We start from the raw sequence: 2,532 nt of genomic DNA, 5'->3' as shown, positions 1-2,532 counted from the left end.
ATGGTGAAGGGTTTCGGGTGCCGGCAGGCGTACGAAAGCCTCTCATGCAGGAACCCGCGGGCCACGAGGTTGGCTATGGGGATTTCGATTTACGGCTGATGTCGGCGATGTCGGGACCGCCGGAGGGAAGCGCCGCTATGGATGCTGCCAGGTCGCTTCGTTGCGTTTTCGCGGGGTGTTGTCGACCCGGCGCGCGACTGGACGTGTCCCCTTCGGCGTCGATGATCACCATGGACGCGCGTGGGTCCGTCGCCGAAGGCTGAGGGCCTGCGACTGAAGTCTGGACCATGCCATGCCGGGTCATGGGGAAGTCTCCCAGTTCGGTGCCGAAGTGTCCGGCGGTCCGCGCGGCGGCTTCCGGCGTTCGAACACTTCGATGATGATCATGCGTCCGCCGCAGCACGGGCACGGCGGGCGGAAGTCGTCCGGTTCGTTCGGGGTGTTCTCATCGGGCGGCGCAGCGACGCTCAGCAGTTCGCGGGCACGTGCGAGGCTGGCCTTGCGGGCGGAGCCCGCGAGCAGGCCGTAGTGCCGGATGCGATGGAAGCCGCGCGGAAGGACATGGAGCAGGAAGCGGCGGATGAACTCGTCGGTCGCGAGCGTCATGACCTTCTGCCGATCGGCGCCGTCGCGACGGTAGTCCCTGTAGCGGAAGGTGACGCCGCTCTCGTCGAAGGCGATCAGCCGGCGGTTCGAGATCGCGACCCGATGCGTGTAGCGCGACAGGTAGGCGAGCACCGCCTCCGGCCCGGCAAACGGCGCCTTGGCGTAGACAACCCAGCGCTTCTTCCGGACGGCAGCAAGCTGGCGCAGGAAGGCGCGTCGCTCGGTGAAGTGCGCCATCGACCCGAAAAAGGTGAGACAGCCGGCGTCGTGCAGCGCGACCAGCCGGGTCAGGAACAGTCGGCGGAACAGCGCCCCAAGCACTCGCACCGGGAGCAGGAACGCCGGGCGCGACGAGACCCAGCGTTTCCCGTCCGGTGCGATGCCGCCGCCCGGCACGATCATGTGCACGTGCGGATGATGCGTCATCGCCGATCCCCATGTGTGAAGCACGGCCGTGATGCCGATGCGTGCGCCGAGATGCTTGGGATCGGCGGCGATCGTCAGCATCGTCTCCGATGCCGCCTTGAACAGCAGGTCGTAGACCAGCGCCTTGTTGTGGAAGGCAATGTCGGCGATCTCGGCGGGCAGCGTGAACACGACGTGGAAGTAGCCGACCGGTAGCAGGTCGGCCTCGCGCTCAGCCAGCCATGTCCGCGCGGCCGCGCCCTGGCACTTCGGGCAGTGCCGGTTGCGGCAGGAGTTATAGGCGATCCGCCATTGGCCGCAGTCCTCGCAGGCCTCGACGTGACCGCCGAGCGCTGCGGTGCGGCAATGCTCGATCGCCGACATCACCTTGAGCTGGATGAGGCTCAGGTGACCTGCATGGGCGGCCCGATAGGCGGGGCCGGCAGCACGGAAGATGTCGGCGACCTCGACAGAGGTGCGCACGGCTCAGCCGGGCGGCGTCTTGCCTTCCATCAGCGCCATCAGCCGGTCGAGCGGCCCTGCGACCGCATGGATCGTCCGCGTCGAGACCTTGGTGTAAAGCGCAGTCGTATCGAGCTTGCTGTGGCCAAGCAGCACCTGGATGACGCGGATGTCGACATCCTGTTCGAGCAGGTGGGTGGCGAAGCTGTGGCGCAGCGTGTGCGGGCTGACGCGTTTGCGGATGCCCGCGACTTCGGCTGCCTCCTGGACCGCGCGGTGCAATTGCCGCGACGAGATCGGCGCCGTGCAGCTGCGCCCCGGAAACAGCCAGCCATGCGGGAGCATCACCCCGCGCCGCCTGCCTTCGCGCCACCATAGCCGCAGCAGTTCAAGCAGTTGCGGTGAGAGCATCGCATTACGGTCCCTGCGGCCCTTGCCCTGCTCGACGCGGATCAGCATGCGCGTGCTATCGACATCGTCGACCTTGAGGTGTGCGACCTCGGACACGCGCAGGCCCGCGCCATAGGCGACGCCGAGTGCGGCCTTGTACTTGATGCCTGGTGCGGCTTCGAGCAGCCGCGCCGCTTCCTCCACGCTCAGCACGTCGGGCAGCTTGCGCTGATACCTCATGATCACCAGCGCACGCGCCAGATCTCGCCGCTTCAGCGTCACGAGGAACAGGAACCGCAAGGCTGAGACCGCGCCATTGATCGTCGCAGGGCCGACGCCGCTCTCATGCTGATGCAGCTGGAATCGACGGATGTCCTCAGCCGTCGCAGTGTCGGGCGAGCGGCCAAGGAACACAGCGAAGCGCCGGACGTGACGAACATAGTCCTGCTGGGTATGGGAGCCCAGGCCACGCATGAGCATGTCGTGCTGCATGCGCTGGCGAAGCGGAGAGATTGGTGCATCGGTCGACAGAGTAGCCATGGCGAGTTCCTCTCGTTGAAGGGAACTCCATGGTCAGATCGACGCCTCTACCCGCTCAAGGTCTATGAATATCGCGCCATCGCAGAACGAGGCGCCCCTCCCGCGGAGCGGGTTCGTGCATGAGGCGCA

2 protein-coding genes are annotated in these 2,532 nt (G+C 66.5%); both read right to left on the bottom strand.

Annotated elements, in window-relative coordinates:
- Positions 1–300: 300 nt before the first annotated feature.
- On the bottom strand, positions 301–1,494 hold the full coding sequence (locus NKI38_RS33335) for an IS91 family transposase (protein ID WP_352665112.1): 1,194 nt from the start codon (positions 1,492–1,494) through the stop codon (positions 301–303).
- 3 nt (positions 1,495–1,497) lie between these two features.
- Complete coding sequence (locus tag NKI38_RS33330) at positions 1,498–2,403, bottom strand: tyrosine-type recombinase/integrase (RefSeq protein ID WP_352665110.1); 906 nt, start codon at positions 2,401–2,403, stop codon at positions 1,498–1,500.
- Positions 2,404–2,532: the final 129 nt, after the last annotated feature.

This window comes from Mesorhizobium sp. M0621 (assembly GCF_040320745.1).
Taxonomy (GTDB): Bacteria; Pseudomonadota; Alphaproteobacteria; order Rhizobiales; family Rhizobiaceae; genus Mesorhizobium.
This window is presented reverse-complemented; position numbering and strand designations above follow the sequence as displayed.